Genomic DNA, 17,125 nt, shown 5'->3' on the forward strand with positions numbered 1-17,125 from the left:
TCAAATAGCGGCATCCGCACGTTGCCGCACCTCGCCGGCAAGCACCGCGGCTTCGATCAGCGCAGCGACCTCGTCGGCCACCGCCTTTAGTGGGGCGCGGTCGCGGGTGGCACGGGCGATCACCATCAATCCTTCCAATGACGATTCGACGAGAAGCGCCAGCGCCTGGGCGCGGCGCTCGGGCACCCCCGCCCGTATAAAGGCCTCGCGCAAAAGGCCGATCCATTGCTCGAAAGCCGAGCGGCACAAATCCGCCAGTTCCGGCACGTCGTTCGGCGCATCGAGCACGACAGGCGCGATCGGGCAGCCGAGCGAGAACTCGTTCTCCTCAAGCATGCGGGCCACCGACTGGTAAATGTGATGGACGGCGACCGCTGGATCGTGTTCCGCCGCCAGCGCCGCGCCAAGACGCTCCGTCACGCCGGCCACGCTGTCGCGCGTCACCTCGATGACCAGTTGGTCCTTGCCGCCCGGAAAATGGAAGTAGAGCGACCCGCGCGGCGCGCCGCTGGCGCTCAATATGTCGTTGAGCGAAGTGCCGTGATAGCCACGTCGCCTTAGCAACAGCCCAGTCGCCTCGAGTATGCGGGTGCGGGTGTCGTTCGCCATGTCAACCTCTGTCAGCAGCCATCATTATACGCCTTGCGTCGAATATAACAATCGGTCTACATAATATGTAGATCAGTCTATATATTTGAGGATGGCATGCGGATTTATCGTCTTGAAGGGACCGTCGGGACCAAGTCCTTGGTGATGCGCGACGAGCCGGAGCCGCTGCCAAACCCGCATGAGATCTTGGTGCGCGTTCGCGCCGCCTCGCTCAACCGGCGCGACTCGATGATCCTCAACGGCACTTATCCGCTGACGCCGCGCCAAGGTGTCGCCCCCCTGAGCGACGGGGCCGGTGAAGTCGTTGCCGTAGGCGATGCGGTCACCCGCTTTGCCGTCGGCGATCGCGTGACCGGCAGCTATTTCGCGCGCTGGATCGATGGCCGCGTCAATGCCGGTCTCATCGACCAGCTCGGCTGCACGCTGGACGGCTTGCTGACCGAATACGCCGTTCTCGACGAACAATGGGCGGTGCGCCTGCCCGATCACCTCAACTGGCACCAGGCAGCGACGCTGAGCTGTGCAGGCCTGACCGCCTGGAACGCGGTGACAGGCAGCGGAATTGCAAAGCCTGGCCAATGGGTTCTGGTCATCGGCTCGGGCGGCGTCTCGCTTTTTTCACTGCAGTTCGCAAAACTGCTCGGCTGCCGCGTCGTCGCTGTCACCTCGCGCCCGGAGAAAACCGACAAGCTACGGGCGCTGGGCGCCGACCTCGTGATCTCGACATCGGATATGCCCGAATGGGGCGCCGCCGTCCGCGACCAGACGGGCGGCGTCGACCTCGTCGTCGAGACCGGTGGCCCGGCGACCTTCGCACAGTCGCTGATCGCCAGCACGCTTTACGGGCATATCGTGCTGCTTACGCTACAAGATGCGAAAGGCGGATCGATCCAGATGCCGGCAGCGCTTTACCAACGCAGCCTCGCCACCATCAGCCGCCTCTTCGTCGGCAGCCGAACCAATCTCGAAGCCATGCTGCGCGCTGTTTCGCAGCACCGCTTGCGGCCCGTCATCGACAAGGTCTTTGCCTTCACCGAGACCGGCGATGCCTACCGTTATTTCCGACAGGGCGACGTCTTCGGGAAGGTGATCGTCGACGGCGCCTGAACCGCAAAACCAAGGGGGAACGACCATGACAATTCGCGAAGCCTCGGCCAAATGGCAAGGGACGTTGAAAGAGGGTTCGGGCCGGCTGAGGCTCGGCAGTGGTGTCTTCGAAGGCGCCTATTCCTTCCCGTCGCGTTTCGAGAATGGCCCAGGCACCAACCCTGAAGAGCTGATTGCGGCCGCGCATGCCGGCTGCTTCTCGATGGCGCTGAGCGCTATCCTCGGCGGCGAAGGCCACACGCCCGACAGCATCCATACGATCGCCAAGGTCCATCTCGGCGCCACGGCGGCCGGCCCGACCATAAGCCGCATCGAACTGGAGACGGAAGCAAGCGTTGCAGGCATTGCCGCCGAAGATTTCGAGCGACTGGCGCAGTCGGCCAAGGCAGGCTGCCTTGTCACGCGGGCGTTGGCGGGTGTCGCCACCATCACGCTGAAGGCGAGCCTCGTCGGCGCCGCCATCGAGTGAAGGAGCCCTTTCAATGACCCGAGAACTCATCATCGACATCGCCGCGGCAAATCGCTCCGGTGAGACAGCCGAAATCATGCGGCGCTATAATGACGTGTTCCAACATCACGACCCGTCGGCGCTGGACGGGCTGGTGGCGCAGGACTGCGTGATCGAGAACACCACGCCGGCGCCGGATGGCGCCCGCCGCGTCGGCAGGGCGGCCTGTGTCGAATTGTGGTCGGCGATCGCCACTGGCCCCGGCACGCGTTTTGACCTCGAAGAAACATATGTGGCCGGCGACCGGGCGACGATCCGCTGGCGCTACTGGATGGCCGACGGCAGTTCGCTGCGCTGCGTCAATTTGATGCGTGTCGAGAACGGGCTGATCGTCGAGGCGATGGGCTATGTGAAGGGATAGCCGGCGACCGTCCCTACCGATCCGCCAGCGCCAGCTTGGCGCCGAGCATGACGAAGGCGGCGGCGAAGCTGCGCCGCATCCAGGTCAGCACCTTCGGCCGCGACACGATATGGCTGCGCACCGAGGCCGCGAAGACGCCGTAGACGGCAAAGACGACGAAGGTCATCAGCATGAAGACCCCGGAAAGCTCCAGCATCCTGGCAAAGGCGTTCGGCTCGGTGGTGCTGACGAATTGCGGCAGGAAGGCAAAGAAGAAGATCGACAGTTTCGGGTTGAGGATGTTGATCAGGACGCCGGAAGTGATGGTCTTGGCGGTCGAGCGCGGCGCGGCATTTTCATCGATGCTGAGGCCGCCTTTTTCCTTCAGCGTGTTCCAGGCCATGTAGATGAGATAGGCAACGCCGAGATATTTCAGCGTCTCGAAGGCGACGGCGCTCGTGTGCAGCACCGCGGCCAGGCCGGTGATGGCGGCCGCCATATGCGGGATGATGCCCAGCGTGCAGGCGAAGGCGGCGATGACCGAGGCGCGCACGCCGCGCGAAAGACCGGCGCTCAGCGTGTAGAGGACACCGGTGCCGGGCGAAGCGACGATTATCAGTGACGTCAACAGGAATTCGATGCTCACGGATGGTTCCTCCAGCGCCCTGCCCTGGCACAATCTAGAGCGGTTCAGCGTTTGATGGAACCGCCGAACCGCTCTAACTTTTTTACGCAATTCCGGACGGAGAACCGTTACACACTTTTCCTGGAATTGCTCCAGCCAGCAAGCAGGGTGCGCACAAGCCGCGGTCAGTCGTTGCTTTCCCGGCTTGCGCTAAGACGTGGAAAATCCGTGCGCGGCCCTTGCCATCAGGCACTCCTCGTCGCCAGGCATGCAGGCCCGACAGACGTCCGGGCGCAATTCGTAGATGCCGCATGCGGTAGACTTGCCGACTTCACCCGACAGGGCCGAACAGCGCACGCCCTCACAGCGCATGCCCGACAGATCGGCCGCCACGTATTTTTCAGGGATGCGGTCGAGCTGCGCGTCGTCCTCGGTGGAGAAGCGTGGCCATTCGGCCGAATAGGAACAGCATGCGCCGCAGCTCTGGCAGTCGAAGAGCGGGGCTGCGTCGCGGTGCGACGACGAAAGGCCCGCGGCAGCGACCAGGGCGAGCAGCCCCGGCACGACCGGATTGCGGTCGGCATCCCGGGGCAAGGCGCTACTTCTTCTTGCCTGTCTTGCCCTTCGGGGCGTCCGCCGGCGACTTGAACAGATCGGTCGCGGCTTCCGCAGGATCGCTGGCCTTCGCGGCGACCGGCTTGGCAGGCTTTGCAGCGGGAGCCGGTGCCGCCGGCTGGTCCTTGGCGGAGAATTTTATGGCCATGTCAGTCCTCGTCGGCGAAACGCGATGATGGTGCGCGCGGATTGCGCAAGCGGCCGATCAGTGCCGAAACCGCCGTGATGTTCATTTCCTCTGGCGACCAGTTCCTCGCTTCCGCGATGTGGTGCGGCGCCAGCTCGCGATGAGTGCTGCCGCTGTAGGCGGCGTCCTGGTGGGTCACCCGCTCCTGGGTCTTTTTGTCCTCGCGGACATATTCGACCAGGTAGTTCGGGGCTTCGGCGCGGCCGCGCACGCCGATCCGCACCTGCGCATCGCCATGGGCGCGCTTGCAGCGTTCGAGCTTTTCCAGCACGCGCCGGACATATTCAACCGGCTTGTCCAGGGTTTCGACCATATCAGCAATGGTCGCATCGGCCGCGATCGGCGTTGGCGGTACGCGCTTGGTGGCCATCAGCGTTTTCCGGCTCGTTTCGGCAGGGCCGCGAGCGCGGCAGCGGCCGCGATCTCGTCGGCTTCCTTTTCCAGGCGCAGTTCGCGCAAGCGGGCGGTCTTTGCTTCCCGCGCCTGGCTGACGGCATCGCGTTCGGATAGGATGCGGTTGAGCGACATCGACTGGGTCTGCGTCTTGCTGAACAGCGATACGGCCGGCTCGGCTGTCTTCGAATGGGCGGTCAAAATCTTTCTCCTGTCAGGAGCCTGGTGCCGATAGGACGAGACCGGCTCTTCGGTCAGGACCACGCACGAAGCAACACGGCATTGGGGCAATACGGCAGCGGATTCAAGTTGCTGGAGCGTCCCTTAGCACGTTCAGCCCGATGCGCAGCGCATTTTCGGCGGCAACAAGCGCAAAATGAAAAAGGCCAGGCACCGCCTGACCTCCCTAGGAGTACCGCACATCCAGATGGATGCACAGGAACACTCCTTTCATGCGCATGATATGCCTTGGAAACTCAGGTTTCCGAGGCAATGCGCCCGAATTCGCCATTCACCAGTGCCAGTACATCCGTGGTCACCGGGAAGGCTGAATTCGTTCTTTAAGCCGCCTTCAACTGGTCGGCGGACATCTTGCCCGACTTGTTGTCGCGGACCATCTCATAGCCGAGCTTCTGGCCCTCGACGATGTCGCGCATGCCGGCGCGCTCGACGGCCGAGATGTGGACGAAAACGTCGGTCGAACCGTCGTCAGGCTGAATAAAACCAAAACCCTTGGTGGCGTTGAACCATTTAACTGTGCCGGTGCTCATAAACGAACCCTTTCCATGGCAAATATTCGCTAACCGCGGTGCGAATGCACAACGATTTTTGTCTCGATTTTTGATGGGGAAGTTCGTCAATGGCGCGCTCGAAAGCGCGGATAACAAAAGTCAATCAAACAAATATCGACAAATTTCTTGTAGGACTATTTCAGAGCGATGTCAAATATCTTTCCGACAGGCCAGAGCGATGCGCTCAGGCCGCCATTCGATCCAGTTGCAGGACGGCACGTTGCAACGCCTCGAAGCAAGCCGGGTCGATCGCCGTGCCAACATCGCCAGCCATTATCTCCAGGGCTTTCGAGACCGGTATCGCCGTGCGATACGGCCGCTCCGCCGTCAGCGCGTCGAAGATGTCGGCCGCCGTGACGATGCGTGTGTCGAGGTCTATCGCGTCTGCGCCAACCCCGCGCGGATAGCCCTTACCGTCGAGCCTCTCATGGTGAGCGCCGGCGATGCGGGAGAGTTCACGGAACGCGCCAATCCGCGACAGAATGATCTCGCCGAGCGCCGGATGATGACGAACAGAAGCCCATTCGGTTTCGTCGAGCTTGCCGGGCTTGTCCAGAATCTGGTTGGAAACGCCAAGTTTGCCAATATCATGCAGCAAGGCAGCGCGCTTCAGCCGCCGCCGGCGCTGATCATCCAGCCCCAGTTCCTCAGCGATCAGGTCCGTGAACAAAGCGACACGCTCGCTGTGGCCGTTGGTGAAGGGCGATTTGGCATCGACGACCTTGGCAAAGGCGGCGGCAACATCGTCCAGATAGTCATCGTCGATAGGCAGGCGATGATCTCCGGGCGACAGTTCGATCACCGCCATGGAAAGCTCGGGCGAATCAAGCATGGCCCAGAACCCTGGTGCGCTGGCGGCACGCTCGCAAGCGATGACAAGTTGGGGCTCAAACCAGGTGCCAGAGCGCGCCCGCAACTCCGCGATAGCCCCTTCAGCACCGGCGCTTGCGTAGAAGACGTCGGCGATCTGGGCAACCAGCGCAATGCGCGCCAGAGGCGAGATTGCTTCACCTGCCAAGCCTGCAGGCTGGCCCTGCCCGTTCCAGTGCTCGTCGAGACCCATGACGCCTTGCGCCACGGGTTCGGGGAACCGCATCTGGCGGACGATCTCGGCCCCGGTCTGGCAGCGGGTATGGAACAGTTCGTTGGCAATGGCGCCACCGTTCATGGCGATGTTGAGCAGTGCGCGAAACCGTTCGGCCAGTTTCGCCTTCATGCCGGTACGCGACAGGACGAAGCGCAGGATCTGCGGCAGGCTGTCGTTGACGAGATGAAAGTCGTGTTTCAACGCGATGTCATCGGCGAGGTAGAGACTGCAGATGCGTGCCGCATTGCTGCTGCAGCCGACATCCTTGAGCAGGAGCGTGTAATAGAGATGCGAAAGCTCAGTCTGCGACAGGCCAATCTCGCGACCGATGTGAAAGCCGATCCAGCAAGCGCGAACGCAATGGCCGGTTGGATGGCCTTCGCTTATGTCCAGGGCATAACTCAGCGCGCTAACCAGTTCGGAAAGCCCAACGCCATCCTTCAAAACATCCGTCATGTTGCCACCCCTGACATGTCGGGATGGAAACACGACGGCGCTTAACGTTCCGTTCCACCTTACCGTGTGGACGGTTGCGGAGGACGTGACGTTGCTACTCGGTCTACCGGCATCGGCGTTGCATCATGCGGTTTCGCAGCCAATCGCCGCCGGATGAACCTGCCCGACGAGCTTTTGCCGGCATGCTGGAGGCATTGTGACCGGAGCCGGGCCGCTGGCTTGCAGCCTAGCCTACATGATCGTGCTGATCATCGGCAGGATCTCATAGCGAAAGCCGCGACCCGACTTCGCTACTGGATCGCCATCGGTCACCGCCCTTGCCTCGGCCTCGCTGCCGGCACGCAGGATCAGCAGCCCCCACGGGCCGGCAGGGTCGGCAACGGGACCGGCCATGATCATCACGCCCTCCCGCAGCTTGTCGCGCAGGTAGTCGGCATGCCGCCCCATCAGTTTCTTTTCTTCCTCGGTCATGGTGAAGGCGAAATCCGGTCGAGGCGGGATCAGCCGGCAATGAAAGATCAACTGCGCTGTGAGCGATCCGTCGTTGCTGGCCATGGGTCCTCCTCCAAAACGCCGTCAATCTATGATCGGTGCTCAGCGCATCGATTGACCTATTCGTCCGGCCCTGGTTCCGGCCACGGCTCCTTCGCCGCTTCCGCATACCAGTGCCGCATTGCCGGCGTTGCGAGTACGGCGTCGACATAGGCCCTGGTGACGGGCGCGAGCTCGCCGCCATAAGTGTCGAAGCGGGTGACGACCGGCGCGTACATGGCATCGGCGGCGGTAAAATGGCCGAACAGGAACGGGCCGCCCTTGCCGTATTTTTCGCGACACTCGCGCCACAGCGCTTCGATGCGCGCCCTCTGCACTTCCCCCTCGGTGTCGAGCGGCTTGTGACCCTTCGGCCTGCGCAGATTCATCGGCCAGCGGTAGCGGACCTCGCGAAAGCCGGAATGCATCTCGGTCGCCGCCGCGCGCGCCAAGGCACGAGCACCGATGTCATCGGGCCAGAGTTTTTTCTCGGGAAACAGATCGGCAAGATACTCAAGGATGGCAAGGGTCTCCCAGACGATCCTGCCATTATGATTCAGCACGGGCACCTGGCCGGTCGGCGACACTTTCGCCAGGTTGGCAAAGGTCTCGGGCGTGCGCAGCCGCACGAAGCTTTCCTCGAACGGGATCTCCAGATGCTTCATCGCCACCCATGGCCTGAGCGACCAGGAGGAGAAGCATTTGTTGCCGATGTAGAGCAGGAATTCAGCCATTTTTCTCCCCATGCGCATGGTGCGCAAACACACACTAGCCTGCCGGCCCTGCCGCAGGAAGCGGCCGCGCGCATGCATCTAGCTTCGCAACAACTCTCGGAACATAACCGCCACTGGCTCGTTTGCTCCCGGCGTACGAATTCCTCCGAATTCAAACTCCCAGGAGATGCGAAATGGTAAACAAGGATCAGATCGCGGGCGTAGCCAGGCAGGTCAAGGGCTCGGTCAAGCAGGCCACCGGCAAGGCGACCGGCAACAGGCAGACGCAAGCCGAAGGCATGGCCGACAAGGTCGCCGGCAAGGTGCAGAAGGCCTATGGCGACGTGAAGGACAAGGTCAAGAAGGCACTCTAATACCGCATTGGGAGATGCCGTAGCCTACCGTGAAGGGCGACCGTCAAGGCCGCCTTTTTCATGTGCTCCAGCCCTTGCTGAAAGCGTTGGTGAAGGTGACCTCGCCGTGATCATCGGCCGCCTCGCCCAGCACCACATCCATGCCGTCGCTGGTCACCCTGGCCACGGCGAACCCTCCCATATAGGCGGCCTTCGGCTTGAACAGGTCGAGCCCTTCGCGACGGTAGATCAGCGATTGTTCATGCTGGTGGCCGTGGAAGATGGCGACGACATTGTAGCCCTTCAGCGCCGCCAGCAGCGCCTGCCTGTCGGCTTCGCCCCACCAATGTGTTGGGCCGGCGCCGTCCTCGTCGTAGGTGCGCTTGGCGGGATCCCACCGCTCCGTCGAAAATGTATCCCAGCCGTAGTGCTGAAAAAGGATGACCGGGCGGCCATCCGCCGCATAGGTCGCCAGATCCTGCTTGAGCCATGGCAGGCTGCTGTCGGCGCCATGGCCGGTGTCGCCGGCGAAACGATGCGTCTGGACGAGATGCAAACCGCCCCAGTCCCATGAATAGCAGTCGGTGTCGACATCGTAGCCGGTGGCCGGCACGGGCGGCTTGAAGAAGACACCAGCGCGGTGATTGACCTCGACATAATCGCGCATCTCGCGGCGATACCAGTCGACGTGGTGCGGCGGGCCGTTCTGGTCGAGATCATGGTTGCCAAGCCCGACATAGACCGGCATGTGGACGCGATCCGGGCCGACGCCCTGGCTGTAGCGCTGGCTGAATTGCAGCAGCTGCGTGCCCTCGCTCGGCTGCGTGATCTGGCCGCCGCCATCGTCGGTGATGTCGCCGCCGACGACAAGGCCGAGCGGCATGCCGATCCGGTTGCCGGCCGAACGCAAGCCGGTGGCGACGCCCTTGATCTCGGCCGGCCAGTCCCTGTCGCCGATGGCGTTCAGTGCCGCGACGCTGCGCAACAATGCGGCGTCGGTTTTGCCCTCCTGCAGGCAGTTGGGACTCAGGCCGCTGGCCATGCGGCAGGCATGGACATCGGCGATGAAGAGGAAGGTCGCGTCAATCGGCTGGATGCGCTGCCCGGTCTGGCCGAACGCCTGATGTGACAGCGCACCAGTCGCGGCAAGACCGGCAGCCTGCACCAGAAAGCTGCGTCTTGAAAGCAATACAGGGGACCGGCGATTCATCATGCCCGGAATTTCAGCATGGAGAGCGGCCTGGCGTAAAGTTCAGTCCGCGATATTGAACGTGAAAGGGCGCTCCGATCATCGACATGGCGACCGGCGTCTGCCATTTTCACGGGCCCCAGGGTGGGGATTCCATGGCAAGGGAGAGTGCCCTGAAGACTGTATCCGCCGGCACGATATTGACGATCCTGCTCACCATCGGTGCGGCTCATGGCGGCCCCTGCGTCGATGCGAAATCGGCCAAGAATGGGTTTGTTTTGGCGAGGCCCGGCATCCAAAGCGAATTTCGGCCCGTCGCGGGCGGGATGGTCTCCGTCGCCAACACCTACGAATCGCAATCACCGCAGAAGCAATTCCTGTTTGCCGGCCTGATCGAGGTTTTTCGCGACAGCGACACCGGCCGAGTGGCAATGATCCCGTTCTCCGATCTCAGAACACTCTTTCCACTGAAGACGGGAGCCAAGAGCACGATCGAGTTCGTCGAATTGTCGCCGGGCAAGCAGCCGAAGAGCACCAAGACGCTGACCTTGGACGTCAAGGGCAAGGAAACCTTCAGCCTGGGCGACTGCAAGTACAATGTGCTCGCCGTCAAGGAGACCTTCAAGAATGGAGCCGGCGAGACGATCGATGCCTTCACCGCGCTCTACGCGCCCGATCTGCAAGCCGCCCTCGCCCGGCGCTATGATGAAGGCACCAGCGCGCAAGCGGTCAATGGCTACGAGACGATCAAACCGCTGGCCGAATAGAGGGTCTATGGTGCGCAGGAAGCCTTTGGACTGATCTGATCAAAAGCGGCTTGGACGGAAGTTCGCAAGCAGCGGATGCTCGGTGCCGCTGGCGATCTCGCCGGCGAGCAGTTCGCCCGCAATCAAGCCAAGCGTTGCGCCGCTGTGGCTGAAGGCGACGTAATATCCCTGGATGTCCTTCAGTTGGCCGAAGACCGGCTCGCCGTCGCCGGGGATCGGCTTGGGGCCGACGCCGTAGCTTTCCAGTTCCAGTTTCGGATGGCCCTCTAGAACCTTCGAAGCTTCATCGAGAAGCCCCTGGACGGTCGAACCCTTTACACCATAGCTGCCGTCGGAATTGACGGCCACCTCTTCTTCCGACCAGGCGGAATCCAGCACGAGGGCTCCGTCCGGCGTCGGGCGGATGGCGACGCGCGGTGTGTTGAGCACGGCCCGGAGGGGCAAGTCGACCGACTTGGTCCTAACCAGCAGCGCGATCGGCGTTCCGTCGGCTATATGCTTGCCGGTGACCGCAACCATTCTTGGCACGTCCCCGCCGGTCGCCAGCAGTACCGCATCGGCAGCGAAGCTGGCGCCGCTTGTCGTGGTGACGCCGGTGGCGCGGCCGTCTATGACCGTGACCGCGGCGCTTCCGGCGTCGGTGACCAGTTGCCCGCCGCGCTGCAGGAATTCCGCGATCAATATCTCGATCAGCGACGGCAGGTCGACCCAGCCCTCGCCCGGATTGAAGATCGCGCCTTGAGGCGTGACAGTGCTTGCAGCGATGCCGGGCGTGGCTGAAGCTATCGCGCCCGCGGAAAGATGTTGCGCATCATAGCCGAGGCTCTTTTCATGGGCGAAGACATCCGCGATCTCGTTCGAGGCGTCATCGGCATCCCATGTCAGGCCGCCGTCAAAGCGCAGCCAGGCAGCATCCGGATATCTTGCCGACAGCGTGCGGTAGCGGTCTATACCGATCATCCGCAGGCGATGATACTCCGCCGATCGCTTGCGCGCGGAATTCAGCCAGGCGAGCGAGCGGCCGGAAGCTCCCTTGGCGAGCGGTCCATCATTGACCAGAACGGTTTCGATCCCGAGCCTCGCAAGATGAACGGCCGAGGACGCACCGAAAATGCCTCCCCCGACAACAACGACCTTTGAGACCGAACGTGATGTAGCCATGGAATATTCTTTCACTGATGGAGGTGGGATCGGGCGACCGTGTCAGGGTCTGCGATCGTGGGATCAAAGCACTTCAGCAAGGAAGTGCTTCAGACGCGTGCTCTTCGGAGTGTCGAAGATCGCGGCGGGCGTGCCGGCCTCGATGACGCAGCCTTCATCCATGAAGACGACCTGATCGGCGACCTTGCGGGCAAAGCCCATTTCATGCGTCACCACGACCATTGTCATGCCGCGCCGGCCGAGGTCCTCCATCAGGTTGAGAACGCCCTTCACCAGTTCGGGATCGAGAGCGCTCGTCACCTCGTCGAATAGGATAACCTCCGGGTCCATCGCAAGCGCTCGGGCGATCGCCACGCGCTGCTGCTGTCCACCGGAAAGACCGCCGGGACGATGGTGTTTGCGGGTGGCGAGCCCGACATCGGCAAGGCGCGCCTCGGCGATGCGCTCGGCCTCCTGCACGGGAATGCCCTTGACCTTGGTCAGTGACAACATGACGTTTACCAGGGCTGTATGGTCCGGAAACAGGTTGAAATGCTGGAAAACCATGCCGACACGTCGGCGCAGTTTTTCAGGCTTCATCCCCAGGATGCTCGCGCCATCGAGGAGCACGTCACCACCCTTGGGCTCGACCAGGCGGTTGAGACAGCGCAACAAGGTCGACTTGCCCGACCCTGACGGGCCGATGACGCAGGTGACCGTCCCCGGCTTGACCGCCAGGCTGACGCCCTTGAGGACATCGAGATTGCCATAGGCCATATCGAGATCGGTGATGGTGAGACTGCCGCCCTTAAAGCGGGGAAGCGCAGAATTGTGCTCAAGACCGCTCTGCGCAGGTGGATTGCTGATGGCGTTTTCCAGTTCATCGACCTCGGCAAGACCGCTGGTGACGTGGCTGGCCTTTTGCTTTCCAATCCGGAGCGAGTTGTCGATGTAGTTGACCACGTGGGTCAACGGCACGGTGATGACGAGATAGAACACGCCGGCCAGAAGCAATGGAGAGAGGTTCCCGGTGACCACCGCCTGGTCCTGGCCGACACGGAAAATCTCGCGCTCCGACGCGAGCAGGCCGAGGAAGTAGACGAGGCTCGAATCCTTGACGTTGCCGATGAACTGGTTGACCAGGGCCGGCAAGACACGGCGGACGCCTTGCGGTATCACGATCAGGCGCATGCCTTGGCCATAGCTCATGCTGAGCGCCCGGCAGGCCTCCATCTGCCCGCGCTCGACGCTCTGGATACCCGAGCGGAAGATTTCGCCGATGTAGGCGCCGGCGATCAGACTGAGGGCGAGAATGCCGAGCGGATAGGGCGAAGGCCCAAAGATTTCACGGCCGATGCGGGCAAAGCCCTGGCCGATCAGCAGGATGGTGACGATCGCCGGAAGGCCACGGAAAATATCGGTGTAGACCCGGGCGGGAAGGCGCAGCCAGCGCGATTGCGAAATGCCCATGACTGCCAGGATCATGCCGAGAACGACACCCAGTACCGTGGACGCGGCCGCGAGGATCAAGGTATTCTTCAATCCGATGGTAATCATGCTGGGCAGCACGTCCGCCATGGCCTGCCAGTCGAGGAAACTGCGCCGCAGGTTTTCAAGCCAGTCCATTCGCACCTCTTTCGGTTGTGCTGTCCGCATCGTCCGCCATCGAGTGCGGCAGCATAAGGTCCGGCCGCCGGTGTGAAAGCCAGCGGCCGGGTGCGATTACTTCTTGGGGAGATACTGGTCGGGCATCGGCGAACCGGGGAACCACTTCTCGTAGAGCGTTTTCCAGGTGCCGTCCTGCATGGCCGCATGAAGGGCGGTGTTCAATGCCTCGCGAAACTTGTCGTTGCCCTTGCGCACCACGAAGCCGGCGGGCGCGTCAAAGGAAGGAATATTGAGCGCGATCGTCAGGTTCGGATAGCGAACGCCATAGTCCTTGGCGGCCTCGTAATCGAGGAAATGCGCGTCGACAGTTCCGTTGTTGAGTGCTGAAACGGCGGAATTGTTGTCGGGGAATTTGACGAGATCGGTTCCGACAAAATTCTTCGCCGCGTAGATTTCCTGGAGCGTGCCCTGCACGACGCCGAGGCGCTTGCCCTTGAGCCCTTCCGCCGACGTGATCGCCTTGTCGGCGGTCAGCACCGAGAGATAGCCTGCAAGATACCCGTCGGAAAAGTCGACGGTCTTCTTGCGCGCTTCTGTCGTGCCGATTGCCGCGACCGCTACATCGAAGCGCTCGTTCGCAACCGAAGGCATCAGCGCCGAGAATTCCTGGCCGGTGAAGATCACCTGGTCCGGCTTGAATCCCAAGCGGCTCGCGACGTTGCGGAACAGTTCGATGTCGAAACCGGTGAAGGTGCCATCCGCTTGAGTGAAAGCGTAAGGTTTGGCATCGCCCATAGTCCCAACGCTGATGACTTTCGCATCAATAAGTCCGTAGGGATTGTCATCCGCGGCGGCGGCTGTCGGAAGCAAGCCGGCGCCGATGCACACGGCCATAAGAGCCATTGCGCCGGTCCGGACCGGCGACATCAACGACTTGAGAATTCCTATCCTGCTCATGTCTTCTCTCCACTCTGAAGGTCTGTTCTTCTTGGTATTTGCGTCGAGCCCGCACTCTCGCGCCTGACGTCGCTCGCCACCGCAATTGCGGGACGTCCCGTCACAGCTCCCTGGCTCGCAATGCTCTGAAAGAGACCGGTCTCTTATTGATTGAGACCGGTCTCTTTGATAATCGTTATCGCGCGATTGACCTTCCGTCAACAACTCTTGTAGTCGTTCATCCGATGAAAAGAACCGCGCCCAAGACCCCGTCGATTACGGTGAGCGATGTCGCCCAAGCGGCAAACGTCTCGAAGGCTACAGCCGCGCGCGTGCTCGGCGGATACGGCGTCGTCAGCGACACGATCCGCGCTGATGTCGTGGCCGCGGCCAAGGCACTGGACTACCGTCCGAACGAGCTGGCTCGCAGCATGACGACCGGCCGGTCCGGCATCATCGGGGTGGTTGTCGGCGACATCGAGAACCCATTCTTCAGCCTCGCTGTGCGTGGCATCAGCGACGCCGCAAGGGCAGCCGGTTTCAACGTCATTCTGGCTAACTCCGGCGAGCGAATCGAGGTTGAAAAGGCAGCTGTGCGGCTACTGATCGGCAAGCGCGTCGACGGGCTGATCGTCACGCCATCGGAATCGCGTGACATCTCACATCTGCGCGACATCCATCGTTCAGGCCGGCCGCTTGCCCTGCTCGACAGGGCGCTGCCCGAACTGGATGTCGATACGGTCACGGTCGACGATCGCGGCATCGCCATGCGAGCGACCCGCATTCTCGTCGATGCCGGACACCGCAAGATCGCCTATGTGACAGCGGTCGACGCCGAAGGGCACGAGTACCGCGATCTCGGGCAAATCTATACCTCGTCGGTTCGCGAGCGCATCAACGGTTTCCTCACCGTGTGCCGAGATGCCGGAATTGATCGGCCAGAACGTTATGTCCGCCTTGGTGCAACAAGCCGCGCCGAAACGCGCAGGGCTGCCGACGAGATGCTGTCCGGGCCGGATCGGCCGACGGCGGTCCTTGCCTCCGACAGCGTCATAGCACTGGAGATATTCAGGGTGATACGCGAGCGCGGCTTGCGGGTTCCCGAGGACATTTCGTTGATCACCTTCCATGATGCGGACTGGACGAGCGTGACAACGCCCCCCATCACCGTCATCGACCAGCCCGTCTACGCGCTTGGCAAGAGTGTCGCGGAATTGCTTATCCGGCGATTGAAGGGAGAGCCACGCCCGGCGGAGAGGCTCATTCTGCCGACATCGATCTTTGAGCGCGGGTCCGTTGGCCCGCCCTCGCCAACTTCGCGATCATTGGTCCGGCGTTAGGCCCCCGATGCCCCGATGATGGCCCCGGCGACAAATGCCGGATCCTCCCAATGCGGGTTGTGGCCGCACGCTTCGGCACGCACGAAGCTTGCTCCTGCCAGGCAACGCAACAGCGCCTGCTGATGCGCCTCGCCAAACAGCGGATCGTAGGCGCCGGCGATGATGAGCGTTGGGGTCCGCACGTTTTGCGCCTCACCAGTCAGGTCAGCCTGCCGAATCTCCTCCAGGATGGCACGCCAGCGCGCCGCGGGCATGGCCGATGCGTCTTTCGCCAGGCCGGCGAGGAACGGATCGGGGACACCGGACCGACAGGCGTGCCACCAGCAATAGAACGGATCGGCCGGCGATATCGGGTCGCGCAGGGCCTGGACACCGGCGACCAGCGGATGATCGCTTGCGAAATCGGGCTTCAACGTACCGGCTAGCACCACCAGTCCGCCGATGAGGTCGTTATGCCGCGCAGCCAGGGCGATGGCTACCATGGCGCCCAGCGAATGGCCAACGACGACAGGCAGGTCGAGCTGCAAATGCCGGATCAGGACAGCAATGTCGTCGGCGAAGTCGGCGATGCCGAAGCCGTGGCCGGCTTGCGATGCGCCGTGGCCACGCAGGTCGGGCATGATCAGCCGGCGGCCCGCCAGATACGGCGCCAGGAGCGAAAAACTGCGGCTGGTATCGGTGAAGCCATGCACCAGAACCAGCGCGGGTTCGGTTCCTTGTATCTCGACATAGGCGGTCTCGAGGCCGCCGGCGTTGACGAATTGCTTGCGCCCGGCCCAGGCGTCCGCTTGCGGCAAGGCGCCCTGCCCCGGCAGGCCATCCGATGCTGGTGCTCTCACAGGCCGAGCTTTTCCTTGACCGCGGCAAGGGCGGGCTTGCCATCGAAGGTGGTGACGCCAGCGAGCCAGGCGTCGAGGCGGTTCTTGTTCAGCGTGATCGCCTTCAGCGCCCCGTCCTCCGGCTTCATGCCGTCATTGATCAGATAGCCCATGCCGACATTCTCGAAATCGATGTCGAAGGCGAGATTCTTGAGAAATTTCGCGACATTGGGGCATTGCTGCAGATAGCCCTTGCGCACCTGCGTCGTCACCGTCGCGGCGCCGAAGTTCGGACCGAAGAATTTGTCGCCGCCTGTCAGATACTTGAAATCATACATGGTGTTCATCGGATGCGGGGCCCAGCCCTGGAAGACGATGAACTGCTTCTCCTTGATCTCGTAGCCGACCTCGGAAAGCATGCCAGCCTCGCTCGACTCGACCACTTGCCAGCCGTCGAGACCAAGCGACCGGTCAGCGATGGCGTCCATCATCAGTTGGTTCGAACCGGGCTCGATGCCGTACATCTTCTTGCCGAACTTGTCGGCGAATTTGTGCAGGTCGGCGAAGTCCTTGACGCCGGCATCCCAGACATAGGTCGGTACGGCGAAGGTGTATTTGGCGCCTTCGAGATTGACGCGCACATTCTCGACCGAGCCATCCTTCTTGTAGGGTTCGTAGTAGGTGACCATGGCCGGATCCCAATAGCCGAGGAACAGGTCCAAATCGTTGTTCTTCATGCCTTCGTAGATGACGTTGATGCCCAGCACCGAGCTTTGCGGCTGGTAGCCGAGCGCACCGAGCAAGACATTGGCGACGCCGGTGGTGAAGGCGAGATCGTTCCAGCCCGGTTCGGCCATGCGCACCGCCCGGCACTGCTCGGCCTCGGCCGCCTTGGCCGCATGAGCGCCCAGCATCAGGGCTGCAAGACAGACGCCATTTGCAAGCATGCGGACCATTTCGATTCTCCTCGTCATCACTAAATTGACCAAATGGTCTTTTTATTGTCCCATTG

22 protein-coding genes are annotated in these 17,125 nt (G+C 62.2%); 6 read left to right on the forward strand and 16 right to left on the reverse strand.

Annotated elements, in window-relative coordinates:
- On the reverse strand, positions 1 to 609 hold the full coding sequence (locus tag EB233_RS22695; RefSeq protein WP_064992176.1) for a TetR/AcrR family transcriptional regulator: 609 nt from the start codon (positions 607 to 609) through the stop codon (positions 1 to 3).
- 96 nt (positions 610 to 705) lie between these two features.
- Between EB233_RS22695 and EB233_RS22700 the strand changes: the two genes are divergently transcribed.
- From EB233_RS22700 to EB233_RS22710, 3 genes are read left to right on the forward strand one after another with little or no spacing between them, the layout of a single operon-like run.
- Entirely contained in the window at positions 706 to 1,716 is a 1,011-nt protein-coding gene (locus EB233_RS22700; protein WP_064992175.1) for a zinc-dependent alcohol dehydrogenase family protein, read from the forward strand.
- A gap of 25 nt (positions 1,717 to 1,741) precedes the next feature.
- Complete coding sequence (locus tag EB233_RS22705; RefSeq protein WP_064992174.1) at positions 1,742 to 2,185, forward strand: OsmC family protein; 444 nt, start codon at positions 1,742 to 1,744, stop codon at positions 2,183 to 2,185.
- Between the two features lie 13 nt (positions 2,186 to 2,198).
- On the forward strand, positions 2,199 to 2,585 hold the full coding sequence (locus EB233_RS22710) for a nuclear transport factor 2 family protein (protein WP_064992173.1): 387 nt from the start codon (positions 2,199 to 2,201) through the stop codon (positions 2,583 to 2,585).
- Between the two features lie 13 nt (positions 2,586 to 2,598).
- Here the strand turns inward: EB233_RS22710 and EB233_RS22715 are convergent, their stop codons facing one another.
- From EB233_RS22715 to EB233_RS22755, 9 genes are all read right to left on the reverse strand, one after another.
- Positions 2,599 to 3,210, reverse strand: a complete 612-nt coding sequence (locus tag EB233_RS22715; RefSeq protein ID WP_027055308.1) for a LysE family translocator — start codon at positions 3,208 to 3,210, stop codon at positions 2,599 to 2,601.
- Between the two features lie 189 nt (positions 3,211 to 3,399).
- Positions 3,400 to 3,783, reverse strand: coding sequence for a YkgJ family cysteine cluster protein (locus EB233_RS22720; protein ID WP_081294352.1), 384 nt, complete (start codon positions 3,781 to 3,783; stop codon positions 3,400 to 3,402).
- A gap of 4 nt (positions 3,784 to 3,787) precedes the next feature.
- A complete protein-coding gene (locus EB233_RS22725; protein ID WP_081294351.1) occupies positions 3,788 to 3,952 on the reverse strand; it encodes a hypothetical protein in 165 nt (54 codons plus the stop codon).
- Position 3,953: 1 nt separating this feature from the next.
- Complete coding sequence (locus tag EB233_RS22730; protein WP_027055306.1) at positions 3,954 to 4,361, reverse strand: hypothetical protein; 408 nt, start codon at positions 4,359 to 4,361, stop codon at positions 3,954 to 3,956.
- On the reverse strand, positions 4,361 to 4,585 hold the full coding sequence (locus EB233_RS22735; RefSeq protein WP_027055305.1) for a hypothetical protein: 225 nt from the start codon (positions 4,583 to 4,585) through the stop codon (positions 4,361 to 4,363). Before EB233_RS22735 ends, EB233_RS22730 begins: the two co-directional genes overlap by 1 nt.
- A 359-nt stretch (positions 4,586 to 4,944) precedes the next feature.
- Positions 4,945 to 5,154: a cold-shock protein gene (locus EB233_RS22740; RefSeq protein WP_027055304.1), complete on the reverse strand. Its 210-nt coding sequence runs from the start codon at positions 5,152 to 5,154 to the stop codon at positions 4,945 to 4,947.
- Positions 5,155 to 5,359: 205 nt separating this feature from the next.
- The gene (locus EB233_RS22745; protein WP_064992172.1) at positions 5,360 to 6,718 is read right to left on the reverse strand and encodes an HD-GYP domain-containing protein; all 1,359 of its coding nucleotides are present in this window, start codon (positions 6,716 to 6,718) and stop codon (positions 5,360 to 5,362) included.
- Positions 6,719 to 6,949: 231 nt separating this feature from the next.
- Positions 6,950 to 7,273: a YciI family protein gene (locus tag EB233_RS22750; protein ID WP_064992171.1), complete on the reverse strand. Its 324-nt coding sequence runs from the start codon at positions 7,271 to 7,273 to the stop codon at positions 6,950 to 6,952.
- 56 nt (positions 7,274 to 7,329) lie between these two features.
- The gene (locus EB233_RS22755; RefSeq protein ID WP_064992170.1) at positions 7,330 to 7,983 is read right to left on the reverse strand and encodes a glutathione S-transferase family protein; all 654 of its coding nucleotides are present in this window, start codon (positions 7,981 to 7,983) and stop codon (positions 7,330 to 7,332) included.
- A 173-nt stretch (positions 7,984 to 8,156) separates the two neighbouring features.
- Between EB233_RS22755 and EB233_RS22760 the strand changes: the two genes are divergently transcribed.
- Complete coding sequence (locus tag EB233_RS22760; RefSeq protein ID WP_064992169.1) at positions 8,157 to 8,336, forward strand: CsbD family protein; 180 nt, start codon at positions 8,157 to 8,159, stop codon at positions 8,334 to 8,336.
- A gap of 58 nt (positions 8,337 to 8,394) precedes the next feature.
- Here EB233_RS22760 and EB233_RS22765 read toward each other — a convergent pair whose 3' ends face one another.
- Entirely contained in the window at positions 8,395 to 9,528 is a 1,134-nt protein-coding gene (locus EB233_RS22765) for a metallophosphoesterase (RefSeq protein ID WP_064992168.1), read from the reverse strand.
- 131 nt (positions 9,529 to 9,659) lie between these two features.
- Here EB233_RS22765 and EB233_RS22770 point away from each other — a divergent pair, with 131 nt between their 5' ends.
- Positions 9,660 to 10,271, forward strand: coding sequence for a hypothetical protein (locus EB233_RS22770; protein ID WP_064992167.1), 612 nt, complete (start codon positions 9,660 to 9,662; stop codon positions 10,269 to 10,271).
- Between the two features lie 39 nt (positions 10,272 to 10,310).
- Here EB233_RS22770 and EB233_RS22775 read toward each other — a convergent pair whose 3' ends face one another.
- The 3 genes from EB233_RS22775 to EB233_RS22785 all read right to left on the reverse strand — a co-directional run bounded on the left by EB233_RS22775 (position 10,311) and on the right by EB233_RS22785 (position 13,976).
- The gene (locus tag EB233_RS22775) at positions 10,311 to 11,432 is read right to left on the reverse strand and encodes an NAD(P)/FAD-dependent oxidoreductase (protein WP_064992166.1); all 1,122 of its coding nucleotides are present in this window, start codon (positions 11,430 to 11,432) and stop codon (positions 10,311 to 10,313) included.
- 63 nt (positions 11,433 to 11,495) lie between these two features.
- Complete coding sequence (locus EB233_RS32190) at positions 11,496 to 13,037, reverse strand: amino acid ABC transporter permease/ATP-binding protein (RefSeq protein WP_064992165.1); 1,542 nt, start codon at positions 13,035 to 13,037, stop codon at positions 11,496 to 11,498.
- A 96-nt stretch (positions 13,038 to 13,133) separates the two neighbouring features.
- Positions 13,134 to 13,976: an ABC transporter substrate-binding protein gene (locus EB233_RS22785; protein WP_064992164.1), complete on the reverse strand. Its 843-nt coding sequence runs from the start codon at positions 13,974 to 13,976 to the stop codon at positions 13,134 to 13,136.
- A gap of 224 nt (positions 13,977 to 14,200) precedes the next feature.
- Here EB233_RS22785 and EB233_RS22790 point away from each other — a divergent pair, with 224 nt between their 5' ends.
- Positions 14,201 to 15,295 carry a LacI family DNA-binding transcriptional regulator gene (locus tag EB233_RS22790; protein ID WP_064992163.1) on the forward strand — a complete coding sequence of 365 codons (1,095 nt, stop codon included), beginning with the start codon at positions 14,201 to 14,203 and terminating at the stop codon, positions 15,293 to 15,295.
- Here EB233_RS22790 and EB233_RS22795 read toward each other — a convergent pair.
- On the reverse strand, positions 15,292 to 16,134 hold the full coding sequence (locus EB233_RS22795) for an alpha/beta fold hydrolase (protein ID WP_064992162.1): 843 nt from the start codon (positions 16,132 to 16,134) through the stop codon (positions 15,292 to 15,294). The genes EB233_RS22790 and EB233_RS22795 overlap by 4 nt on opposite strands.
- Positions 16,131 to 17,069 (reverse strand): choline ABC transporter substrate-binding protein, encoded by a 939-nt coding sequence (choX, locus tag EB233_RS22800; protein WP_064992161.1) that lies wholly within the window; start codon positions 17,067 to 17,069, stop codon positions 16,131 to 16,133. Before choX ends, EB233_RS22795 begins: the two co-directional genes overlap by 4 nt.
- Between the last annotated feature and the right edge of the window lie 56 nt (positions 17,070 to 17,125).

Origin of the sequence: Mesorhizobium erdmanii (genome assembly GCF_013170725.1) — a bacterium.
In the GTDB taxonomy this organism is placed as follows: domain Bacteria; phylum Pseudomonadota; class Alphaproteobacteria; order Rhizobiales; family Rhizobiaceae; genus Mesorhizobium; species Mesorhizobium erdmanii.

What these genes read in the sequence shown, in the direction of transcription:
- EB233_RS22695 (WP_064992176.1), bottom strand. Translation starts at nt 609, where the DNA reads ATGGCGAACGACACCCGCACCCGCATACTCGAGGCGACTGGGCTGTTG.
- EB233_RS22700 (WP_064992175.1), top strand. Translation starts at nt 706, where the DNA reads ATGCGGATTTATCGTCTTGAAGGGACCGTCGGGACCAAGTCCTTGGTG.
- EB233_RS22705 (WP_064992174.1), top strand. Translation starts at nt 1,742, where the DNA reads ATGACAATTCGCGAAGCCTCGGCCAAATGGCAAGGGACGTTGAAAGAG.
- EB233_RS22710 (WP_064992173.1), top strand. Translation starts at nt 2,199, where the DNA reads ATGACCCGAGAACTCATCATCGACATCGCCGCGGCAAATCGCTCCGGT.
- EB233_RS22725 (WP_081294351.1), bottom strand. Translation starts at nt 3,952, where the DNA reads ATGGCCATAAAATTCTCCGCCAAGGACCAGCCGGCGGCACCGGCTCCC.
- EB233_RS22730 (WP_027055306.1), bottom strand. Translation starts at nt 4,361, where the DNA reads ATGGCCACCAAGCGCGTACCGCCAACGCCGATCGCGGCCGATGCGACC.
- EB233_RS22740 (WP_027055304.1), bottom strand. Translation starts at nt 5,154, where the DNA reads ATGAGCACCGGCACAGTTAAATGGTTCAACGCCACCAAGGGTTTTGGT.
- EB233_RS22745 (WP_064992172.1), bottom strand. Translation starts at nt 6,718, where the DNA reads ATGACGGATGTTTTGAAGGATGGCGTTGGGCTTTCCGAACTGGTTAGC.
- EB233_RS22750 (WP_064992171.1), bottom strand. Translation starts at nt 7,273, where the DNA reads ATGGCCAGCAACGACGGATCGCTCACAGCGCAGTTGATCTTTCATTGC.
- EB233_RS22755 (WP_064992170.1), bottom strand. Translation starts at nt 7,983, where the DNA reads ATGGCTGAATTCCTGCTCTACATCGGCAACAAATGCTTCTCCTCCTGG.
- EB233_RS22760 (WP_064992169.1), top strand. Translation starts at nt 8,157, where the DNA reads ATGGTAAACAAGGATCAGATCGCGGGCGTAGCCAGGCAGGTCAAGGGC.
- EB233_RS22765 (WP_064992168.1), bottom strand. Translation starts at nt 9,528, where the DNA reads ATGATGAATCGCCGGTCCCCTGTATTGCTTTCAAGACGCAGCTTTCTG.
- EB233_RS22770 (WP_064992167.1), top strand. Translation starts at nt 9,660, where the DNA reads ATGGCAAGGGAGAGTGCCCTGAAGACTGTATCCGCCGGCACGATATTG.
- EB233_RS22775 (WP_064992166.1), bottom strand. Translation starts at nt 11,432, where the DNA reads ATGGCTACATCACGTTCGGTCTCAAAGGTCGTTGTTGTCGGGGGAGGC.
- EB233_RS32190 (WP_064992165.1), bottom strand. Translation starts at nt 13,037, where the DNA reads ATGGACTGGCTTGAAAACCTGCGGCGCAGTTTCCTCGACTGGCAGGCC.
- EB233_RS22785 (WP_064992164.1), bottom strand. Translation starts at nt 13,976, where the DNA reads ATGAGCAGGATAGGAATTCTCAAGTCGTTGATGTCGCCGGTCCGGACC.
- EB233_RS22790 (WP_064992163.1), top strand. Translation starts at nt 14,201, where the DNA reads ATGAAAAGAACCGCGCCCAAGACCCCGTCGATTACGGTGAGCGATGTC.
- choX (WP_064992161.1), bottom strand. Translation starts at nt 17,069, where the DNA reads ATGGTCCGCATGCTTGCAAATGGCGTCTGTCTTGCAGCCCTGATGCTG.